20 protein-coding genes are annotated in these 18,491 nt (G+C 67.7%); 5 read left to right on the forward strand and 15 right to left on the reverse strand.

The window, feature by feature from the left end; translation table 11 throughout:
• Positions 1 to 125 precede the first annotated feature (125 nt).
• Genes NGK62_RS28090 through NGK62_RS28100 form a run of 3 tightly spaced genes read right to left on the reverse strand, consistent with a single transcriptional unit; the run spans position 126 to position 3,930 of the window.
• On the reverse strand, positions 126 to 1,166 hold the full coding sequence (locus NGK62_RS28090) for an XdhC family protein (RefSeq protein ID WP_251881373.1): 1,041 nt from the start codon (positions 1,164 to 1,166) through the stop codon (positions 126 to 128).
• A 2-nt stretch (positions 1,167 to 1,168) separates the two neighbouring features.
• A complete protein-coding gene (locus NGK62_RS28095) occupies positions 1,169 to 3,460 on the reverse strand; it encodes a xanthine dehydrogenase family protein molybdopterin-binding subunit (RefSeq protein WP_251881382.1) in 2,292 nt (763 codons plus the stop codon).
• Positions 3,457 to 3,930, reverse strand: a complete 474-nt coding sequence (locus tag NGK62_RS28100) for a (2Fe-2S)-binding protein (protein WP_251881384.1) — start codon at positions 3,928 to 3,930, stop codon at positions 3,457 to 3,459. The genes NGK62_RS28095 and NGK62_RS28100 overlap by 4 nt, the downstream gene beginning before the upstream one ends.
• Positions 3,931 to 4,326: 396 nt before the next feature.
• Between NGK62_RS28100 and NGK62_RS28105 the strand changes: the two genes are divergently transcribed.
• Complete coding sequence (locus NGK62_RS28105) at positions 4,327 to 4,716, forward strand: OsmC family protein (RefSeq protein WP_251881386.1); 390 nt, start codon at positions 4,327 to 4,329, stop codon at positions 4,714 to 4,716.
• A 51-nt stretch (positions 4,717 to 4,767) separates the two neighbouring features.
• Here the strand turns inward: NGK62_RS28105 and NGK62_RS28110 are convergent, their stop codons facing one another.
• The 4 genes from NGK62_RS28110 to NGK62_RS28125 all read right to left on the reverse strand — a co-directional run bounded on the left by NGK62_RS28110 (position 4,768) and on the right by NGK62_RS28125 (position 8,021).
• A complete protein-coding gene (locus NGK62_RS28110) occupies positions 4,768 to 5,373 on the reverse strand; it encodes a hypothetical protein (protein ID WP_251881392.1) in 606 nt (201 codons plus the stop codon).
• A gap of 64 nt (positions 5,374 to 5,437) precedes the next feature.
• Positions 5,438 to 6,556: a glycosyltransferase family 4 protein gene (locus NGK62_RS28115; protein WP_251881394.1), complete on the reverse strand. Its 1,119-nt coding sequence runs from the start codon at positions 6,554 to 6,556 to the stop codon at positions 5,438 to 5,440.
• Entirely contained in the window at positions 6,531 to 7,487 is a 957-nt protein-coding gene (locus NGK62_RS28120) for a glycosyltransferase family 9 protein (protein ID WP_251881396.1), read from the reverse strand. Before NGK62_RS28120 ends, NGK62_RS28115 begins: the two co-directional genes overlap by 26 nt.
• A gap of 183 nt (positions 7,488 to 7,670) precedes the next feature.
• A complete protein-coding gene (locus NGK62_RS28125; protein ID WP_059371843.1) occupies positions 7,671 to 8,021 on the reverse strand; it encodes a hypothetical protein in 351 nt (116 codons plus the stop codon).
• Positions 8,022 to 8,281: 260 nt separating this feature from the next.
• Here NGK62_RS28125 and NGK62_RS28130 point away from each other — a divergent pair, with 260 nt between their 5' ends.
• From NGK62_RS28130 to NGK62_RS28145, 4 genes are all read left to right on the forward strand, one after another.
• Positions 8,282 to 8,680: a PRC-barrel domain-containing protein gene (locus NGK62_RS28130; RefSeq protein WP_059371844.1), complete on the forward strand. Its 399-nt coding sequence runs from the start codon at positions 8,282 to 8,284 to the stop codon at positions 8,678 to 8,680.
• An 80-nt stretch (positions 8,681 to 8,760) separates the two neighbouring features.
• Positions 8,761 to 10,572, forward strand: a complete 1,812-nt coding sequence (locus tag NGK62_RS28135; protein WP_251881398.1) for a phosphoglucose isomerase-related protein — start codon at positions 8,761 to 8,763, stop codon at positions 10,570 to 10,572.
• Between the two features lie 5 nt (positions 10,573 to 10,577).
• Positions 10,578 to 10,793: a hypothetical protein gene (locus NGK62_RS28140; protein ID WP_251881400.1), complete on the forward strand. Its 216-nt coding sequence runs from the start codon at positions 10,578 to 10,580 to the stop codon at positions 10,791 to 10,793.
• Between the two features lie 42 nt (positions 10,794 to 10,835).
• Positions 10,836 to 11,042, forward strand: coding sequence for a hypothetical protein (locus tag NGK62_RS28145; protein ID WP_059371847.1), 207 nt, complete (start codon positions 10,836 to 10,838; stop codon positions 11,040 to 11,042).
• A 3-nt stretch (positions 11,043 to 11,045) separates the two neighbouring features.
• On the opposite strand, the gene NGK62_RS28150 is transcribed toward NGK62_RS28145, so the two are convergent.
• From NGK62_RS28150 to NGK62_RS28185, 8 genes are all read right to left on the reverse strand, one after another.
• The gene (locus tag NGK62_RS28150) at positions 11,046 to 11,279 is read right to left on the reverse strand and encodes a hypothetical protein (protein WP_059371848.1); all 234 of its coding nucleotides are present in this window, start codon (positions 11,277 to 11,279) and stop codon (positions 11,046 to 11,048) included.
• Positions 11,280 to 11,373: 94 nt separating this feature from the next.
• A complete protein-coding gene (locus tag NGK62_RS28155; protein ID WP_251881407.1) occupies positions 11,374 to 11,934 on the reverse strand; it encodes a DUF4142 domain-containing protein in 561 nt (186 codons plus the stop codon).
• Positions 11,935 to 12,020: 86 nt separating this feature from the next.
• Positions 12,021 to 12,167, reverse strand: coding sequence for a hypothetical protein (locus tag NGK62_RS28160; RefSeq protein WP_251881409.1), 147 nt, complete (start codon positions 12,165 to 12,167; stop codon positions 12,021 to 12,023).
• A 102-nt stretch (positions 12,168 to 12,269) separates the two neighbouring features.
• Complete coding sequence (locus NGK62_RS28165; RefSeq protein WP_251881411.1) at positions 12,270 to 13,388, reverse strand: NAD(P)/FAD-dependent oxidoreductase; 1,119 nt, start codon at positions 13,386 to 13,388, stop codon at positions 12,270 to 12,272.
• On the reverse strand, positions 13,385 to 14,773 hold the full coding sequence (locus NGK62_RS28170) for an FAD/NAD(P)-dependent oxidoreductase (protein WP_251881413.1): 1,389 nt from the start codon (positions 14,771 to 14,773) through the stop codon (positions 13,385 to 13,387). Before NGK62_RS28170 ends, NGK62_RS28165 begins: the two co-directional genes overlap by 4 nt.
• Positions 14,764 to 15,066 (reverse strand): (2Fe-2S)-binding protein, encoded by a 303-nt coding sequence (locus tag NGK62_RS28175; protein WP_059371851.1) that lies wholly within the window; start codon positions 15,064 to 15,066, stop codon positions 14,764 to 14,766. The genes NGK62_RS28170 and NGK62_RS28175 overlap by 10 nt, the downstream gene beginning before the upstream one ends.
• Positions 15,063 to 16,748, reverse strand: a complete 1,686-nt coding sequence (locus NGK62_RS28180) for a thiamine pyrophosphate-dependent enzyme (RefSeq protein WP_251881414.1) — start codon at positions 16,746 to 16,748, stop codon at positions 15,063 to 15,065. The genes NGK62_RS28175 and NGK62_RS28180 overlap by 4 nt, the downstream gene beginning before the upstream one ends.
• Entirely contained in the window at positions 16,745 to 18,481 is a 1,737-nt protein-coding gene (locus NGK62_RS28185) for a hydantoinase B/oxoprolinase family protein (protein WP_251881416.1), read from the reverse strand. The genes NGK62_RS28180 and NGK62_RS28185 overlap by 4 nt, the downstream gene beginning before the upstream one ends.
• Positions 18,482 to 18,491 lie beyond the last annotated feature (10 nt).

Here is an 18,491-nt window from a genome sequence, read left to right on the forward strand (position 1 = left end):
CGGACCGCTCTAGCTATTTGATCAGCTCCTTGCTGTCCAGGTGTGTGCCATACACACCTGAGTGCTCCGAGCCATGTCTTGCACGGGGCCTTTTATTTGCCCTTTCACTACCCAGGGCGCGCTGCTCATGGCGTCAGGGGTTGGGTCATCGCCACGGGACGGTGTGCTGCAGGTAGACCCCGGCAAGAACCATCGACGATGGCAGGCAATACAACCCCGTTCTTGACAGCAAGTATCTCCGCCATGATGCTCACCGCGATTTCCGCGGGCGTCCTGCTGCCGATATGGATGCCGACTGGCGCATGCAGCCGTTCCAGAGATGCGGCGGTTTCGCCGAAATGCTCCATGAAGCGTTGCCTGCGGATGTCCGTATTGCGGCGTGAACCGATGGCGCCCACGTAAAACGCCGGGCTGTGCAGCGCTTCCAGGAGCGCGAGATCGTCCAGCTTGGGATCGTGGCTCAAGGCGACGATGCAGGTGCGCGTGTCGGGGACGAGGGCCAGCACGGCGTCATCGGGCATTTCCCGGGTGATGTGCACGCCGGGCACGGACCAGCTGCCTACTTGTTCCCCGCGCGGATCGCAGATCGTCACGGCAAAGTCGTTGAACAAGGCCATGGTGGCCAGGTATTCCGCCAACGCGCCTGCGCCGATGAGCAGCATCCGGTACTGCGGCCCCAGCGTGGAACAAAGCGTCGCGCCGTCGAATTGCACTGTGGCGGGCGTCGCGGCCGGCGCCAATGTCACCGCACCGGTGGCTACGTCAACGGTGCGCTGGACCAACTGGCCGGATTCGAGCCGCCGGACCAGGGCATCCAGCGTTTCGTAGTCCGGCTGGAACTCCAGCAGCAGCTCCAGCGTGCCGCCGCAAGGCAGTCCGAACCGGCGCGCTTCGTCGGCTTCGATCCCGTAGCGCACCAGTTCAGGCGCGCCTTGCGCGATGGCGCCTGTGCCATAGGCGCGGGTGTATCGATGAATCAGGTCGTCTTCGATGCACCCGCCCGAAACAGAGCCGACGCAGCGTCCGTCTTCGCGCAGCGCCATCATGGAGCCGACGGGACGCGGGGAGGAGCCCCAGGTCTTGACCACCGTGGCCAGCAGCAGCCTGTGCCCGTCCGTCAGCCAGGCGCGGGCTTCGCGCAACACGCGGACGTCGACCGTCTCCATGCCTAGGCTACCCTGCGCACCGGCAGGCTGCGGATCCGCTTGCCGGTGGCGGCAAAGATGGCATTGCACAGCGCGGGCGCCACGGGCGGCACCGGGGGCTCGCCCACGCCGCCAGGAGGCAGGGTGTGATCGTCGTTGACCAGATGCGTGCGGATCACGCGTGGCGAGGCATTGTGGCGCAGCACTTCATAGTCGTGGAAGTTGCTCTGCTTCACGCGGCCGCGTTCGAACGTGATCTCGCTGGCAAGGGCAAGTCCCAGGCCCATGATGGCGCCGCCTTCCATCTGCGCGCGGATGCGTTCGGGGTTGATTTGCGGCCCGCAGTCCATCGCCATGTCCACGGCCACCACGCGTACCTCGCCCTTTGCATCCACGGCCACCTCGACCACGGTGGCGGTGTAGCTCATGAAGCTGTAGCAGAATGCCAGCCCGAGGCCGTGGCCCTGGGGCAGTGTTCTGCCCCATTCCGCGCCTTTGCAGGCCGCTTCGATCACGCCGCGCAGGCGGCCCGTGTCGTAGGGATAGCGCTCGGGGGATTCTGAGTAGTTCCAGGTGTCGGCCATTGTGCTCGGGTCGATCCTGCGCGCCGGGCCGATGAGGTCGAGCGCAAAATCCTTGGGGTCCTTGCCCGCGCGGTGGGCCAATTCGGCGATGAAGCACTGGGCAGCGTAGGCGTGCGGAATGTTGGCTACCGAGCGGAACCAGCCAATACGGGCATGGGCCTCCACTTCGGCCGTTTCCACCCGGACGTTGGGAATGCGGTACGGCATGTTGATGGCCGACATGGCCGATTCGAAGAGCTGCTGGCCCTTGGCGCCTTCCGAAAAGAGGGAGGCGATGGTGGGGGCGGCACTGCGGTGCAGCCAGGACTGGACCTGGCCGTTCTTGTCTAGAACGGCCTCCAGGCGTTCGACCGACACGGTATGCAGATAGTCATGATGAATGTCGTCTTCGCGAGTCCACACCAGCTTGACTGGCGTGCCTTCGGGCATGGCGCGGGCGACGATGGCTGCCTCGTCCACGAAATCGGGCTTGGACTTGCGGCCGAACCCGCCGCCCAGCAGCAAGACATTCACCGCGACGTCGGCGGGCTCCAGTTTCAGCCGGGCGGCGACGGCATCGCGCGCGGCGATGGGGTTCTGGATCGACGTCCAGACCTCGGCGCGGCCATCCTTGATCCGGACGGTGGCCGTTGGCGGTTCCATCGAGGCATGGGCCAGATGGGGAACGTAATACTCCGCGGCGACGCGCTCGGCTTCGGGCGCCTTGGCCCAGGCTTGCGCGGCATCGCCTTGGCTGCGCATGGTCTTGCCGGGCTTGCGCGCTGCCGATTCCAGCGTCTGGCGGTAGGCGCTTGAGTCGTAGCTGCCGTTGGGGCCATCGTCCCATTCGATTTGCAGCGCGTCGCGGCCTTGGCGGGCCGCCCAGGTGTTGCGCGCGACGATTGCGACGCCGCCCAGGGGCTGGAACGCGGGCGCCCCCTGCATCGGTGGAATCTCGACGACCTTCAGCACGCCGGGTACGGCCAGCGCCTTGGCGCTGTCGAGATGGCGCAGCTTGCCGCCGACGACAGGAGGACGTGCGACGACGGCATAGACCATGCCGGGCAGGCGCATATCCATGCCGTAGCTAGCCTGGCCCTTGCCGATGGCCTCCAGGTCCACCAGGCGCACGTGCTCCTTCCCGATATAGCGGAACTCGGCCCGATCCTTGAGCTTGAGGGCATCGCCCGCGGGAACCGGCTGTTTGGCCGCGTCCGCAGCCAACTCGCCATAAGTCAACCGGCGCCCGGAGGGCTGGTGCAGCACTTCATGCTGCACCGCTTTGACCTCGGCCACAGGAACCGACCAGCGCGCTGCCGCCGCTGCTTCGAGCATCTGGCGGGCGGCCGCACCGACGCGTCGCATGGGCATCAGGAAGTGCCGCACGCTGCGCGAGCCATCCACGTTCTGGTTGCCATAGCGCGCTTCATCGGCTTGCGCCTGTATGACCCTGACGCGGTCCCAGCGCGCTTCCATTTCGTCGGCCACCACCATGGGCAGGCTGGTGCGCACGCCCGTGCCCATTTCGGCGCGGTGCGCGACGATGGTGACGGTGCCGTCCGCGGCGATGCTGACGAAAACCAGCGGATCGTCGACGGTGCCGCCGGGCATGCTGTCAGCGCCGTATTTCTGGGTGGCGGACTCGGCGGCCCAGGCTGCCGTGATCAAACCCCTGGCGGTAACCGTCAGGGTGAGCGCGCCCAGGGCGCCCTGCAAAAAGCCGCGCCGGGAAAGTTGAGCGGTGTGCGTCATTGCTTGCCTCGCTGAGCGAGGAGCTTGGCCGCCTGCTGGATGGCTGCGCGGATGCGAGGATAGGTGCCGCAACGGCAGATATTGCCGCTCATGGCGTCCTCGATGTCTTGGTCGGTCGGCTGCGCCGAGACCTTGAGCAGGCTTACCGCCGTCATAATCTGGCCCGCCTGGCAGTAGCCGCATTGGGCAACGTTCTGTTCTATCCAGGCTTGCTGCACCGCCCGGCCGACCGCATCCGCCTCTACCCCTTCGATGGTCGTGATGCTGTGGCCTGCCACGGCGGAGAGCGGGGTGACACAGGACCGGATTGGCGCGCCGTCCATGTGCACGGTACAGGCGCCGCACAACGCCATGCCGCACCCGAATTTGGTGCCGGTCATGCCGAGTTCATCCCGTAAGGTCCAGAGCAGGGGCGTTTCGCCGGGGACGTCGATATCCTTGGCCTGGCCATTGATTTGAAGTTGGGTCATGGAGGAATCCTTGGTGGGCGGGCATGGCAGGCGAAAGCTTGCCTGAACCGTGAGTGAATCATTTTTTCAAATCGGAATTCTGCCTAAAAATTCAATAATTCTGCCTAATTGTTCCAGACAGAACTTAAGGGCGACGAGCCAGAGCCGGTGCCAAGAGCCGACGCGAACGGCTCCTTCGGATCGCCGAGGGTCAGCCCCGAGGATGTTACGCCTTCGGCCGCCCCGTCGGTGAGCACGGTGTAGCCGTGCTGCCAGGTCGCGTGCAGCCCCATTTTTTCGGTTGCGTTGCAGTGACGTCTACCCTGTCACATCCCATACCAGCATCTCCGCTGGCCTTCCCCGGTCCCCGATCCAGGCCTAGCCTGTCGTCTCTTTCATTCTCGACAGGAGACCCGCATGGTAAAGGCGAAACGGCTGGGCGAGCCCTATGGCGTCGAGGTAACGAACGGCAGGAATGTCCTGCTTTCCGACACGCAAAAAGACGGCAAAGGAGGAGCCGCGGGCGTGCGGCCGCACGAACTCCTTGAAAGCGCGCTCGCGGCCTGTGTCTGCATGTCCATCGGCATGGTCGCGGACCGCGCCGGCGTTGCGTTGCCCGAGGCGACGGTGCAGGTGGCCATCGATCGTCAGGATGACGAAACCGGATTCGAGGTGAGTTTGCGCTTCGCTGCGGCGCTGACGGCGGCGCAGCAGGATCTGGTTCGCGGGGCGGTGCAGGCATCGCCGGTCGCGCGCACGTTGGGCAAGACGGTGCGGGTGCGGCCAGCTGCAATCCTGGCGGCCTGAAGAGGATGCGCGTCCGGAGGCGGGCAGAACGCGCTTCTGCCCGCGCCTCACCTACTGGCTGAACTCAAACACATAACTATTCGCCGACCCCGCCGCGCGGTTGTACAGCGGGCACCAGCCATTGGCCGGGGTCACTTCGCAATAGCGGTTGCGGCCATACACCTGGGCGATCTTCCAGTCCTGGGTCTTGTCGGCGCGTTCCAGCAGGTACTGCATGCGCACGCCTCGCTCCTTGCGGTCGCGCTCGTCGTTGTCCACCGGAAAGCCGGGCGTGGAGGGCGTGGTGTTGCGGATCTGGGCGACTACGAAGGCGCGCGTGTCGGATTGGACATCGACGTTGACGACGCTGCGCTCGTAGGTTTCGACGCTGCATTTCTGGTCGGCGTTCTGCCAGGTTTGCAACGGCGCGGTGCTCAGGGAGTCTTCGGCGGCGTTGAACGGGCGGTACAGCTCGACCAGTTCCTTGCAGGCGGTGGCGGTGTAGCGGCCATGCGCGTCGCGCACCTGCCACCAGGATTTCACCGCCGCTTCCGGGGTGTTGGCGGCCAGCTGCAGTTGCGGCGTGGCGGCTTGAAGCCGTTCCCAGGGTGTTTCTTCCTGCTTGGAGCAACCCGTCAAGGCGATTGCCAGAACGAGCAATAGGGCGGGCTTGGTCACGGTACTGAATCGAGTAAACAAATCGGGGGCACCATGATACCCCTTCCGTCGCGGCGCTCCTGCGTCAAGCGGGACGCAGCGCCCGCTTGTACGCTTCCAAGGTGCTGAACATCTTGCCCGCGAGCCGGAAATTGGCGTCGGCGTAGGTCCGGGCGTTGTCGATCACGGCTGCGGTTTGCGCGGGATCGCCGCGGATCTGCATGATGCGGTCTGTGTAGCCGGCGACGTCGCCCGGCGCGGCCAGCCAACCGGTCTGGTCGGGAGCGACGATTTCCGGCAATCCGCCGACATCGCTGGCGACCACCGGGCGGCGCGCGGCAAACGACTCGGGCACGACGCGTGACCAAGCTTCGGTGGCCGAAGGCACCAGCACCACGTCGGCGGCGCGGATCATCTCCGCAACATTGTTGCGATGACCGGCGAACACCACATGCTCGGAGATGCCCAGGTCGACGGTCAATTGGTGCAGCGCATAGGCATAGGGCTTGGTGCTGGCCGTGGGCATGCCGACCACCAGCGCGATGGCGGGCAGGCCCAGGCCGCGCAGCCGCTGCACCACGCGCAACAGGTCGGCCTGGCCTTTCTCGGGACGCAGCATGCCTATGGTGGCGATGACCCAGGCGTTGTCGGGGGCTCGGATGCCCAAGGCCTGCCGGGTGCGCAGGCGTGACTGCGGCGTGTCGGCGGATTGGAAGAATTCGTCGGCGGCCCATTCTCCCACCACGCTGATCCGCTGCGCGGGGGCCAGGCGCGCCGCGACGATTTCCTGCTTGCCCAGCAGGCTGGTCGCGATGACGTGGTCGCAGCCGATTTTCCATTCCAGCCGCCGCCGTGGAGAGGAGGGCATGGGCTTGGCGAAATGGCGCGTCCTGACGACGGCGCACAGGTCGCGGCACAGCGCAGCGGTCTTGCCGTCCGCGCGACTGTGGCTGTCGATCAGGTCGATGCGCAGCGTCTTGACCGCGCGCCGCAGCTTCAGGACCGTGGCCGGCGAGTAGGCGGCGTCGAAGTCCATGTCCACCGCGCGCAGGCCGCGCTGCCGCGCCTCGCGCCCGATTTCGCTGTCCGCCGGAGCGGCGATCGCCACTTCGTAGCCATGGCGCTGCAGCCATGCCGATTGCTCGAGGACGCGGAATTCCAGCCCGCCCAGGCTGCGCTCAGCCAGCGTATGCAGGATGCGCATGATGCTCCAGGACTTTGCGGCAGGCGCCCAGCACGTCGTCGGGCGTGACGGAATTGATGCCGTCGCGGGGATGGCGGGGCACGACCGCGGCGGAGTAGGGGCGGTCCCAGAACCATTCCGGATTGGACTCGTTGAAGACGCCCACGTAGGGCACGCAGGCGCCCTGGGCGATATGCGACGGGCCGCAATCGTTGGCCACGATCAGGCGCGCACGTAGCATGAGGGCGCTGAGCTCCGGCACCGAGCGGCAGTAGGCGATGGAAAACTCAGGACGCCGCATGGCTTCGAGCTGGTCGCGTTCGATGACCTCCTGTTCTCCCAGCACGAACAGGAAGCGGGTGTCCTGGCCCAGCAGCAGCTTTAGCCTTTCGGCCAGGCGCAGATAGTTCAGCAGGCTCCAGCGTTTGAACGCGCCGGAGCCGCCGCCAGGGATCAGGACCACGTCGGCCCCTGGTCCCTCCTGCCGATGCGGGTGGGCTAGTGTCTGGAAGCAACGGCGCGCCGCGGCCTCGGCGTCGAACTGCCGGTACGACGCCAGCAGCCGGAGATTCGCCAAGCCGATGTACTCGGCAAGGCTCTTGCGATGGGAGTGCGTCCAGGCCAGGTCGCTCATTCGCGCGTTGTGAAAGCCGAACCGCAAGGCGGGCCGGCGCAGCAGGTTGATCAGGCCGAAGCGTTCGCTGCTGTGGTGCAGGCTGACGCAAACGGGGGTGTGCTTCTTGAGCGTGCGCAGATAGTCGCCGAACGTGGCGGCCCGGACAAACTCGTCGACCCAGGGCACGCCCCGGTAGAAGCCGGCGAGGTCGTCGCGGGCGACCACCCGGATCCGCCTCGAGGCCCACCAGGTTTTCAGTTGATAGAGCGCCGGCAGGGCGACGATCTGGTCGCCCAGCTGGGGCTGGCTTCTGACATATACGACGACTTCCGACATGGGCAACCTCGTTTGCACGGCAGTTTTCTTGGAGTCCGCAGACTGCTGCCGCGCAATGTATCGATCCTGTCGAATGAATCTTTCCGAGGTCTTTTAAGGAATGTGAAGAAGCTGCCGGACGTGGTTAACACAACTAAACAACTACATCCTTCTGCGGTTTCGGTTCACGTCGTCGTTGCGCGGCTACTTGGAGCCGCCGGAGTTCGGATAGCCCGGAGGCGGCGTAGCGCCGCCGCCCTTGGTGCCGGGCACGTTGTCATTGGCCTCGCGGTGGCGGCCCTGCTTGTCGGTCTTGTGCATGTCGGACCGGGCGTGGTCGCCCTTGTTCAGGTTGGGCGGGGTGGTCGGCGTGTTCGGCGTCGCATTCGGCGCGGGCGGTTTCTGTCCGGGCGGCACGGGCTGGTTGGGGGGCACGGCGGTGCCGTCGTTCGGCGTGTTGGACGGCGAGGTGGGCATGGCGGACTGCGCCAGCGCACCGGCCGAAGCCAGTCCGGCGGACAAGGCCAGTGCGTAGGTGAAGGCTCGGAATTTCATGAGTACGCTCCTATGTGAGATAGCGGGATGCGATCCGCAAGCGCCATGCCCGGGCTGAGCCGCCGGGGAGAGCGTCACAAGAGCGGGAAAAAATGCCGATCGGTGGAATATCTGCGCGCAAGCGCTGCAGTTGGCTTCGCGCCAGATGTTCAGGGGGCGGTGGGCACGACGCTTGCTGGATGGGGCAGTCCGGATCGGCGCACGAGACGCCGCCGTTGCCGGAGTTCAACGTGGGGATAGGCCCCGCACAGGAGAAACGCATGGAGCATCAAACCAATATTGTTGGCGGACCCAAAAGTTCGGCGACGGGCCCGGGCCCTGAAGTCATGGCCGCGGACACCCTGGAGGGCAACGATGTCGTCAACGCCGCGGGAGAAGGGCTGGGATCCATCAAGGACATCATGATCGACGTGCCGCGCGGGCGAGTCGCGTATGCGGTGCTGTCGCGCGGCGGCATCCTGGGGATGGGCGACAAGCTCTTTGCCATTCCCTGGGCGGCATTGACCCTGGACACGGACCGCAAGTGCTTCATCCTGAACGTGGACAAGGAGGTGTTGAAGAACGCGCCGGGGTTCGACAAGGACGACTGGCCCAGGATGGCGGACGAAAGCTGGGCGCTCAGCGTGCACAAGTACTACAACCAGGATCCGTACTGGTAACGCGCAGCTTTGAAGGGCGGCCCCGAGCCGCCCTTTTTCAGTCATCCCGTTCTTTCCATGCCGGTCGGCCGGCTTTTCCTATGCACACCCCTCTTAGCCACGATGCCGGCCTGGCGCTACGCTCGGTCAAGTTTTCGGGAAAACACGCAGGCCGGCGGACTCCCGTTGCCCTGCGCCGCGAGGCGGCGGGGCTCAACGGATTCAGCTTCCAGGCGCCGGCCGAGTTGGTAGCGCGGGTCCGGCATCGTATCGACCAGGCGGAAAGCGAAAACTGGATGGCGCGCCTGTGGCAATGCGACGCCACGCTATGGACGGGGACCGATGAGGATCGCTGGCTGGGCTGGCTGCAGCCGGGCATGGCGCCCCGGGCGCTCGGCCGCATGACGGCAATCTGCCGCAGGTTGTGCGTGGCCGGGTTCTCGGATGCGGTGTTGCTGGGCATGGGTGGCGCCAGCCTCGGCGCCGAGGCGCTGGCCCGCACGCTGGGCGTGGCCAGCGGAGGCTTGCGCCTGCACGTGCTGGACTCGACCGACGTAGCCCAGGTGCGCGCGGTGCAGTCCGCGGTGGATATCACGCGTTGCCTGTTTGTCGTCTGCAGCAAGTCCGGATCGACCCTGGAATCGCGCATGCTCGCTGCCTACTTCCATGAACAGGTGGCGCGGCGGCTTGGACGGCAGGAAGCGGGGCAGCGCTTTGTCGCCATTACCGATCCTGGGTCTCCGTTGCTGGACCGCGCACGGGCGGACGGTTATGCCGCCGTCTTCGAGGGCGAGCCGTCCGTGGGCGGGCGCTACTCCGTGCTGTCGCCCTTCGGACTGGTCGCGCTGGCGCTGCTGGGGCACGATCCCGCGGCATTCCTGCGCAGCGCCCGCCCCATGGTGCGGGCATGCGCGGCGCAGGCCCAAGTGCGCGTCAATCCGGGGTTGCTTCTGGGTGCGCTGCTGGGTGAGGCCGCATTGGACGGCCGCAACAAGCTCACTATCCTGGCCGCGCCCGGGCTGGAGTACGTGGGGTGTTGGCTCGAGCAATTGCTGGCCGAATCCACCGGCAAGAATGGGCGGGGCATCATTCCCGTCGCCCACGAGCCGGCCGGGGATGCGTGCGATTATGGCCGCGACCGCATGTTCGTCCACCTTGCGCACAGCGATACGCCTGGCGCGGACCTGGACACGCGTATGCGGCGGCTGGCCGCTGTGGGATTCCCGGTGGTGCGTTGCGAGCTGCCGTCAGCCCTGTCGCTGGGCCAGGAGTTCTTTCGTTGGGAAATGGCCACCGCCGTGGCCGCCGCCGTGCTGCGCGTCAACCCGTTCGATCAGCCGGACGTCGAAGCCAGCAAGGCGCGCACGCAGGCGCTGGCGGCGCGTCACGAAGCCGGCATCGGGGGAGCCGATCCTATGCCCCGGCTAGTCGAAGGCGCGCTGGCCTTCCATGGCGAGGCCCAGGGGGCGACCGCGATCGAGCTGCTGGCGTCGTACTTTGCGGGAATGGACCAGGGCGACTACGTGTCGCTGCTGGCCTATGTCGCACGGAATCCGGTCCACGAGGCGCGCCTCGCCGCGATGCGCTGCCGGCTGCGCCAGGCGACCGGGGTTGCAACCATGGGCGGGTTCGGTCCGCGCTACCTGCATTCCATAGGCCAGTTGCACAAAGGCGGCCCCGCGGGCGGACGATTCCTGTTCATTACCGCGGACGCCGGGGAGGAGCTGCAAGCGCCCGGCCACGCCCTGGGCTTCGCCGCCATGCAGCGCGCGCAGGCCTTGGGCGACATGGAGGAGTTGGCCTCGCGGGGCCGGCCGTGCTTGCGCGTACACATCGCGGGGCCGGTGGAGGCAGGACTCTCCCGCCTTGCTGCGCTGCTGGACCGCGCGTTGGTCTCAATGGTCGTCAGCTAGCCGCCTTGCTCGTCGCCGCCCTGTCGGGCGGGCGCGGCCAGGGCATGATGGAGGTCGACCTCGACTGCCCGGTCGAGCCGCAGGACCGGTTGAAGCGTCGGCAGCACGAACTCAAGATGCTGGGCGTTGCTTACGCTGCAGGACAGTGGGGCGCCGATCCAGAGGAAAGCCGCAACGCAGCAATTGCCGTGCCGCACGCATGCGGGCACGTGGTTTGCTGATGGCGATGTGGCGGCATTCCGTCCGCCTTCAGGAGCAGCGTCATGGACAAGTTCGACCGCGATACGACGGCGGCACCCGCCGAGATCTTGAGTGAAGGTGAACAGAGGGCGCGGCGCACGCTCGAAGCTGCGCGGCGCTTGCTGGACCCGCAGGCGGAACCTGCCGCCGCCGTCTCTTCAGTTGAGGCGGAACTCCAGCGCTACGTCAGGCAGGCGTACCACAGGCGCTCATACGGCGCCTATGGTTGAGCGTTACGGCTGCGGGTCGTCCCAGACTGACGTGTGCCGATACTGTTCGGCGCGCGCCAGCGTGCGGTAAAAATCCGCGCCGACCCGTATCAGCCTTTCCAGTTCCTCCGGCCGCAGCATGGGCTGCAGCGCGATCAGGCATTCGGCATAGTTGGCCAATACTTCCGGCCATTCATGGAAGTCCCGGTCGACCGCTGGCGTGGCGATCATTTGTGCCAATAGTTCCTCGCGATCCATATGCATGTTCCGCAGCAAGCGTACTGGTTGCAGATGCGCCCGCAGGTATGCGCATCTGTTCCTACGCGGGTATCGAAAACCCGGGGAATGGCTCCTACTTCTTGGCGGCATCCATGCGTTGCTGCATGCTTGTCGCCATTTCCAGGTGCTGCTGTAGCACCGGCAGGGTCTCGATTGCGAATTGCTTGACGTCGGGATCCTTCACATCGTTCGAGGCTTTCTCGAAGAGCTTCACCGCGTCCTGGTGCGCGGATACGCCGATCTCGTCCACATAGGCCTTGTCGAAGCTGTCGTCGCGCAAGCCCAGCGCCTTCAGTTTGGCCTGCTGGACCAGCGATGGCTCGGTCGGCGCCTGGTAGCCCTTGCCTTGCGCGAGCGTGGCCAGCTGTTGGCCGGCCTTGCCGTGGTCATCGATCATTTTCTGGGCAAATGCCTTCACGTCGGGGTCGCGGGCTTTCTCCAGGGCGAGCTTGCTGCCGGCGACTTCGAGATTGCCGGCCTGGGCTGCGTTCTCCAGGAAGTCGCGGTCGGCGCTGTCCAATTTCGCTTCCGCGGCCGAGGGGCGCGCGGCGGGCGCCGTCTGCGCCTGCGCTGCAGGGGCCGCAGCCCATGTCAGCGAGGCGAGGACCGTGGCGGTCAGATAGCGGATTTTCATGGAAACCTCCAGATAGGGGCGCAGGGCGCCATTTGAGTGGGAAGCCAGCATCCAGCAGCAATCGCTGTTCCCGCCCGTCGGCGGCTTCAGAGGGGCTTGGGCTTGCCCGTCAGTTCGGCGTAGGTCGCCGGCGTGGCGTTGGCCTGGCCAGTCTTGAAGACCCGGGCATAGCACTGCGTGCCGGCAGGAATCTCATCGTCGACCGCGTCGGTGACGCCCGTAGTTGTCGGCAAAGCCGCTGAGCTGGATCACGCCCAGGCAGGTTTCAGCCTGTATGGTGCTGGACCGCAGTCGGGCGTCTTCAGCAACGCCTCCCGCCTGCGCGGCGGTGGCGATCACGCCTGCGCTGCCTCCCAGCGGCTGGCCGAGAACTTCTCCGCCATCATCAAACTGCCGTACCCCATTGCCATTTCGGCGATGACTTCGCCCACCGCGGGCGCGATCTGAAAGCCCCCGCCCGAGAAGCCGAAAGCATGCAGCAGCCGCGGCACCCTGGAGCTGAAGCCGATGACCGGGTTCTTATCGCTGAAATAGCCTTCGATGCCTGACCAGCAGCGGATCACGCTGGCGCAGGCCAGCGCGGGCAAGACCGATGGAGCGGCACGGCCGAGTTCGGCGAGCGCGGCGCGACCAGGCCGGCTGCGGTCTCCCGGCGGCGCGCTGCCGTAGCCGCCGCCCATGACCACATTGCCGCGCGCGACCTGGCGGGCATAGAAGCCGCCGCCTTCCACGCCCAGCGACACGCCGATCTGGGGTGTGAGCGGTTCGGTGACCAGCATGGTCGGATACTTGACCTGCAGGGGCAGATCGTCGCCGAACCAACGGGCTACCGCCGCGCCCCAGGCGCCCGCCGCATTGATGACGGTGTCGGCGCGTATGTGCCGGCCGTCGGCGGCAGTCAGCAGGAAGCCGCTACCCTGGGTGTCCGCCTGCGTGATGGCGCAGTGTTCGAGCAAGCTGGCGCCGGCGCGCGCGGCGGCATGGGCGAAGGCGGGGGCGACCAGGCGCGGATTGGCCTGGCCGTCTTCCGGACAGAGCGAGCCGCCGGCCATGCCCGGACCCAGCGCGGGAAAGCGGCGGCGCAGCTCGGCGGCGTCGATGATCTCCAGGCCCAGGTCGAAGTCGCGGACTTTGTCGCGGTAGGCACAAAGCTTGTCCAGGTCGGCCTCGGAGCGCGCCAGCTTCAGGTGGCCGCTGCGCACGTATTCCGCATCGGTGCCGATGAGTTCCGGCAAGCGCGACCAGATGCCGTGCGCGCGCTGTGCCAGATACAGCTGTTCGATCGAACGTCCCTGCCGGCGCACGCCGCCGAAGTTGACGCCGCTGGCGCGCGCGCCGCTTGCGCCGCTGTCGATCAGCGCGGTGGCGATGCCCATGCGGCGCAGCGCCAGGGCGGCGCTGGCGCCCACCAGGCCGGCGCCGATGATGGCGACTTCCGTGTGCAGCGGGTTCATGGTTCCACCTTGCCGAGCATGGACAGGTTCAGCGGCTTGACCGGCGCCTGGCCGCGCAAGCGGCCTATGTCCGCCAAGGCCAGTCCACGGCAGTCGGCCAGCAGTTCGGCCGCGCCCGACTGGCACATGCGTCCCTGGCACAGGCCCATGCCGATGCGCGTCAGCGCCTTCAAGCGGTTGAGATCGTCGATGGCGTATTGCGCGGCCGCAGCGCGCAACGTGCCGGCGCGCACTTCCTCGCAGCGGCAGACCATGACGGAGTCGTCGCAGGCAGCATCCGCGCCGGGCAGGGGAAAGGCCCGGTCCAGGCCGCGCCGGAAGCGCGCCCAGCGCGCCTGCCGGCGGGCCAGCCACTGCACTCTGCCGGCGCTGACGGCGATGCCGCTGTCTGCCAGCATGGCCAGCGCGGCGCGTTCGCCCGCAAGCTCGGCCAGGACGGCGCCGCCTATGCCGGCGCCATCGCCGGCCAGATAGACGCCGGCCGCCGTGCTGCGGCCTTCGGGATCGCGGCGCGGCAGCCAGGCGCGCTGCGCCGTGTCGAAGTCGAAGGCGCAGTCCAGCAGATCGGCAAGCTGCGTTTCCGCGCGCAGTCCGTGGCCGACAGCCAGCGCGTCGCAAGCGATGGCGCGCTGCTTGCCGCCCAGGGTCGCGAGCGCGCGCTCGACGCGGCCTGCGCCCTCGGCCGCATCCAGCCTTGCGCCATGGTGCACCGGCACGCCGTGTGCGCGCAGCCAGCCCAGGTAGTACATGCCTTTGGCCAGCATGCCGGGCTGGCTCAGCAGTGCCGGCGCGGCGCGGACCTGGCTGCCTGGCGGCGCGCAGTCCAGCACCGCCTGCACCTGGGCGCCGGCGCGCGCATATTGGTAGGCGACCAGGTAGAGCAGGGGGCCGGTGCCGGCGAACACGATGCGTGGCCCAAACGTACAGCCCTGGCTCTTCAGCGCGATCTGCGCGCCGCCCAGCGTATAGACGCCGGGCAGTGTCCAGCCCGGGAAGGGCAGGACGCGGTCGGTGGCGCCGGTGGCAAGCAGCAGCCGTGAGTAGGGCAGGGTTTCCAGTTCGCCGTGGCGGACCAGGTCCAGGCTGCCCGGGGCGGCATTCCACACCGCGGTGGCGGCGCGGTAGTCTGCCCGGACAGCTAGGTCCGCGCCCGCCGCGTGGATGGCTTGCGCGCGCTTCCATTCGAAGCCATAGCGCTGGCGCGCGGAGCCGCGAGGGGCCGCGCCTTGGCGATAGATCTGGCCGCCAGGCAAGGCGGCTTCGTCCACGATCACCGGGCGCACGCCGTGGCGCAGCAGCGTCTGCGCGGCGCGCACGCCCGCAGGACCGGCGCCCACCACCACCATGCGCGGCGCGCCATCGGCGCCGGGAGGGTTCACTTGCATGCGAGTTCTCCGGGCTGGGCGCTGACCAGTTCCATGCCGTCTGCGACCGCGGTGGAGCAGGCGCGCAGGCGCGCTCCGTCCGCCGTCTGCACCCAGCAATCCTGGCAGGCGCCCATCAGGCAGAAGCCGGCGCGCGGCGCGCCTTCGCCCAAGGTGACGCGCAATTGCTGCGCGGCAAGCAGCAACGCCGTCAGCACGGTGTCGCCCTCATGGGCTTGCAGCGCCAAGCCGTTCCAGGTCAGGCGCAACGGCGCCGAGGCAGGTAGCGAGACGCGGCGCAGCAGCGGTTTCATGCGGCGGTCTCCGCGCGGCGCAGCTGGGACAGAGTGCGGTCTGGCAGGATGATGTCTGCGTCGTAGCGCAGCTCCACGATGGCCGGCATGCGATGCTCCCGGGCATATGCCAGCGCGGCGTCATAGGCCGGCGCGAAATCCTCCGTGCGCTCGACCGCGGCGCCGTAACCGCCATAACTTTGCGCCAGCCGCGCGAAATCGGGGTTGACCAGTTCCGTTGCCAGGGCGCGTCCGGGATAGGCGCGTTCCTGATGCAGGCGGATGGTACCGAACAGGCCGTTGTTGAAGACCAGCACCACAATGCCCAACCGATACTGGGCCGCGGTGGCCAGCTCCTGCATGGTCATCTGGAAACAGCCGTCGCCGGCGAAGCAGACCACGGCTGCGTTGCGGTCGCGCAGCTTGGCCGCGATGGCCGCAGGCAGGCCGTAGCCCATCGCGCCGACGGCGGGTGCAAGTTGGCTGCCCGGTCCCTTGAAGGCGATGTGCCGGTGCGCGTAGAGCGCGTAGTTGCCCGCGCCCACTGTGACGCAGGAATGCCGCGGCAGCGTGGCCGCGACGTGGCGCGCCGCCGCGTTCAGGTCCAGCGGGCCGGGCGTGGGCGGCAGCGCAGGCGCCGTGGCGGCCGCTACAGCGCCGCGGCGGCGCGGCTGCCAGCCCGGCGTCGGCTCCAGTCCCGCGGCGGCCCGGGCGAAACCGTCCACACTGGCGACCATGCCCAGCGCCGGCGTGCACAGCCGCCCGATCTCGTTGGCGTCCGGGTGGATATGGATCAACGTCTGGCGCGGCGTGGGCGAAGCCAGCCACTCATAGTTGATGGTTGTCGGCTCGCACAGGCGGGTGCCCAGCGCGATGACGAGGTCGCTGTCCATGACGGCGCGCTTCTGGTGCGCGGGCATGCTGGCGCTGACCTGGCCGACGAAATTGGGATGGTCGTTGTCGAACAGCTCCAGGCGGCGCCAGGCGGTGGCTACTGGCAGGTCGAAGCGCAGGGCGAAGTCGCGCATGGCCTCGCGCGCGGCTTGCGGCCAGCGCGAGCCGCCCAGCAGCAGCAAGGGCCGCTCTGCCGCTTCCAGCAATTCACGCAGGCGCAGCATGTCGGCGTCGGCCGGACGGGCGCAGGGCGGCTGTGGCGCGGCGGCCAGGGCCACGTCGGCGACGCCGGACAGCATGTCTTCGGGTAGGGAGAGGACCACCGGTCCTGGGCGTCCGCCCGTGGCGATCGCCCAGGCGCGCGCCAGGTATTCGGGAATGCGGTCGGCCCGCTCGATCTGCGCGACCCATTTCGCCAGCGGCGCGTACATGGCGCGGTAGTCCACCTCCTGGAAGCACTGGCGGTCGGCGGTGTCGCCGCCGACCTGGCCGATGAACAGGATCATGGGCGTGGAGTCTTCCCTTGCCGTGTGCACGCCGATCGCCGCATTGGTGGCGCCCGGGCCGCGCGAGACGAAGCAGATGCCCGGCTGGCCGGTCAGCTTGCCATGCGCTTCGGCCATGTAGGCGGCGCCGCCTTCCTGGCGGCAGACCACCGCTTCGATCGCGTCGCGCCGGGCATAGAGCGCGTCGATGCAAGGCAGGAAGCTCTCGCCCGGCACCATGAACACGCGCTCCACGCCATAGGCCTGCAGCTGCGCGACCAGCAGTTCGCCGCCGCTGCGGGAGGCCGGGGCCGGCGCGCTCATGCCGCGTCTCCTTGCAGCGCCAGCGCCAGGCGTTCCGCGCCATAGTCGCGTTCGGCCGCGGTCCGGCTGACCTTGCCGCCCAGCACGTCGTTGCGGATGGCGGCCGCGCTACGGTCAGCGGGCGCGCCGTAGCCGCCGCCGCCGGGCGTTTCCAGGCGCACGGACTGGCCGCTGGCCAAGCCGTGGCCGGCGATCTTGTTGGGCAGGCGCTGCTCGTCGGCGCGGCCGGGGTTCTGGATCACGCGCGAGGTGCCTCCCGGCAGGCCGCCGTTCAGGCCGGCCGCGCCGAACAGCGCGGCGTCGCAGCGGATGGTGCAGACCAGCTGGTCATGCAGCGAACGGATCTGGCGCGCGATGCCCATGCCGCCGCGATGGCGGCCCGCGCCGCCGCTGTCGTTGACCAGCGCGTACTCCTCGACCAGCAGCGGGTACTCGATCTCCAGCGCCTCGGCGGGCAGGTTGGAGGTATTGGTCACGTGTACCTGGATGCCGTCCATGCCGTCGCCCTGCGCGCGTCCACCCGCGCCGCCGCCCAGTGTTTCCAGGTAGACGAAGGTGCCCTTGCCGTCCTGCATGGGCACGGAGAACAGCATGGAAGGCATGACGTCGTTGCACGAGGCCATGGCGCGGTCTGGCGGCAACTGCTGGCCCAGTGCGCCGATCACCGTGCCGGCCACGCGCTGCGCGGTGGTGACGCGCGCGCCCACCGCCGCCGGAAAGCGCGGGTTGGTAATGGTGCCCTCGGGGGCGGTGATGGTGATGGGCTGGAACAGGCCGTTGTTGGGCATGAGCTCGGGATCGAGCATGGCCTTCACCGCGAAGTAGACGCTGGCGTTCAGGGCGCTGGCGGGCAGGTTGAAGGCGCCGCGCGCCTGCTTGCTGGTTCCGGTGAAATCGACATGGAGCTGGCCGTCGCGCGCCTCGACGTTGGCCTGGATGGTGACGGGATCGCCGCCCATGCCGTCGTCGTCCATGCGCTCGGTGAAGGTATAGGTGCCAGCCGGCAGTTGCGCGATGCGGTTGCGCAGGCGTCTCTCGGTATACAGCATGATGCTGTCGATGGCGGACAGCAGGATCTCCAGACCGGACTGCTGCACCAGTTCCAGCATCAGCCTGGCGCCCTTGTCGTTGGTGGCGATCTGGGCGCGGATATCGTGCATCCGGTTGTCCGGTTCGCGCGTGTTGTGCGCGATCATCTCCAGCAGGTCCATGTCCAGCTCGCCCTCGCGCACGATGCGCATGGCCGGCAGGCGGATGCCTTCCTCCCACACCGTCTTCAGGTGGTGCGAGGTCGAGCCGGGAACGGCGCCGCCGACGTCGGTGTGGTGGCCGATGTTGGCCGCGAAGAAGCGCAGCACGCCCTCGTGGAAGATGGGGGTAATGACGGTGATGTCGGGCGCATGCGTACCGCCCGCCAGATAGGCGTCGTTGCACAGGAACGCATCGCCCGGGCGCACGCCGGCCGCGCCGTAGCGCCGCAGCACGGCGTCTATGCCGCCGGACAGCGATCCCAGATGCACCGGCACGTGGGCCGCCTGCGCCACCAGGCGGCCGGCGGCGTCGAATAGCGCCACGGAGCAGTCCTTGCGCTCCTTGATGTTGGTGGAAAAGGACGAGCGGATCAGCGTATTGCCCATTTCCTCGGTGATGGACAGCAGGCGGTTGCTGAAGACCTCCATTTCGATGGGGTCGAAGGTGTCCGTGCCGGCGGCGGAAGTCGATCGATTGGTCATGGCGTACGCC

The organism is Achromobacter sp. Marseille-Q4954 (genome assembly GCF_943737025.1).
Taxonomy (GTDB): domain Bacteria; phylum Pseudomonadota; class Gammaproteobacteria; order Burkholderiales; family Burkholderiaceae_B; genus Achromobacter; species Achromobacter bronchisepticus_A.